The 2,124-nt window shown below is 67.7% G+C and carries 2 protein-coding genes; one reads left to right on the plus strand and one right to left on the minus strand.

The window, feature by feature from the left end:
* Nucleotides 1–50 precede the first annotated feature (50 nt).
* Nucleotides 51–1,523, minus strand: coding sequence for a catalase (locus ACWGDE_RS38445; RefSeq protein WP_453393730.1), 1,473 nt, complete (start codon nt 1,521–1,523; stop codon nt 51–53).
* A 130-nt stretch (nt 1,524–1,653) separates the two neighbouring features.
* On the opposite strand from ACWGDE_RS38445, the gene ACWGDE_RS38450 reads away from it, so the two are divergent.
* Nucleotides 1,654–2,070 carry a Fur family transcriptional regulator gene (locus tag ACWGDE_RS38450; RefSeq protein WP_453393731.1) on the plus strand — a complete coding sequence of 139 codons (417 nt, stop codon included), beginning with the start codon at nt 1,654–1,656 and terminating at the stop codon, nt 2,068–2,070.
* Nucleotides 2,071–2,124: the final 54 nt, after the last annotated feature.

Raw genomic sequence — 2,124 nt, forward strand, 5'->3', positions numbered from 1 at the left:
CCCCCTCTCGGGGACACCGGCCCGTCGGCCTGCTACGACAAGGTGCCCGATCAGCCGCGAAGGGCCTGGACCGCGACCTCGAGCCGCTTGCCGAAGTCACCGTCCGCCTGGCGGAAGTTGTTGATCGCGCGCTCGACGATGTCGTCGCGCGAGACCTTGGCGATGAAGCCGGACAGGTTCTCGATCAGACGGGCCTTCTCGTCCTCCGAGTACAGGCGGTAGAGGTTGCCCGCCTGGACGAAGTCCGAGTCCTCGCTGTGGACCGCGGCGGCATGGTTGCCCGTGCCACCGGTCACGTCGATGGGCTGCCACAGCGGACGGTCCGTCTGGTGCGGGCCGCCGAAGCTGTTCGGCTCGTAGTTCTTGGCACCCTTGTGGCGGCCGTCGTACAGGTAGCCGTCACGGGAGTTGGTGCGCGCCTCGGTGGCGTGCGGACGGTTCACCGGCAGGTGGTCGGCGTTGATGCCGACGCGGTAGCGGTGGGCGTCGCCGTAGCCGAAGAGACGGCCCTGGAGCATCTTGTCCGGGGACGGACCGATGCCGGGGACGAAGTGCGCCGGGGAGAAGATCGACTGCTCGACCTCGGCGAAGACGTTCTCCGGGTTGCGGTTGAGCTCCAGCTTGCCGATCTCGATCGGCGGGTAGTCCTCGTGCGGCCACACCTTGGTGAGGTCGAACGGGTTGAAGCGGTACTCGGCCGCCTCGGCCGCCGGCATGATCTGGACCTGCACGGTCCAGGACGGGAAGTCGCCGCGCTCGATCGACTCGCGCAGGTCGCGCTGGTGCGAGTCGGGGTCCTCACCGGCGAGCTTGTTGGCCTCGGCCTGGGTGAGGTTCTTGATGCCCTGGTCGGTCTTGAAGTGGTACTTGACCCAGAAGACCTCGCCGGCCTCGTTGTTCCACTGGAACGTGTGCGAGCCGTAGCCGTTCATGTGGCGGTAGGTCGCCGGGATGCCGCGGTCACCGAACAGCCAGGTCACCTGGTGGGTGGACTCGGGCGACAGACCCCAGAAGTCCCAGACGTTGTCCGCCTCCTGCGAGCCCGTGTACGGGTCGCGCTTCTGGGTGTGGATGAAGTCGGGGAACTTGATGGCGTCCTTGATGAAGAACACCGGGGTGTTGTTGCCGACGAGGTCGTAGTTGCCCTCTTCGGTGTAGAACTTCAGCGCCCAGCCGCGGGGGTCGCGCACCGCGTCGGCCGAACCGAGGTTGCCCGCGACGGTGGAGAAGCGCAGGAAGGTCTCGGTCTCCTTGCCGACCTCGGAGAGGAACTTGGCACGGGTCCACTGCGAGACGTCACGGGTCAGCGTGAAGGTGCCGTACGCACCGGCGCCGCGGGCGTGCACCACGCGCTCCGGGATGCGCTCGCGGTTGAAGTGCGCGAGCTTCTCGAGGAGGAGCTGGTCCTGGACGAGCACGGGGCCGCCGACGCCAGCGGTCTCGCTGTTCTGGTTGTCGGCGACCGGAGCCCCGGCCTCCGTGGTGAGCGGTCCCTGCTGCGTCACGTGCGCCTCCTGCGTCATACCTGCATGTCCTGTCCTTGGCGATTGCCGTAACCGATCCTACGATGGACTTTGTCTAAGTCAAGTAAGCATCCAAGTCCGCACCGGTTCGGGAGTTACACCGAATCCCCTCGCTGTTAGGCTGATGCCCATGAGTGACCTGCTGGAACGACTTCGCGGACGCGGATGGCGCATGACCGCACAGCGGCGTGTCGTGGCCGAGGTGCTCGACGGTGACCACGTTCACCTGACGGCCGACGAGGTGCACGCGCGCGCCGTGGCCAAGCTGCCGGAGATCTCCCGCGCGACCGTCTACAACACGCTGGGTGAGCTCGTCACCCTCGGCGAGGTCCTGGAAGTCTCCACGGACCGGCGCGCCAAGCGGTACGACCCGAACGCCCACCGGCCCCACCAGCACCTGGTGTGCGCCCAGTGCGGGGCGATCCGCGACGTCCACCCGGCGGGCAACCCGCTCTCCGACCTGCCGGACACGGAGCGCTTCGGCTTCGTGGTGTCGGCGGTCGAGGTGACGTACCGCGGGATCTGCCCGAACTGCGCCGGCGCGTAACCGTCCGGAGAACCGCCCGGAGAGACGAAGGAGGGGGCGGGGGCTCGATGAGCC

It is taken from the genome of Streptomyces sp. NPDC054956 (genome assembly GCF_053609185.1).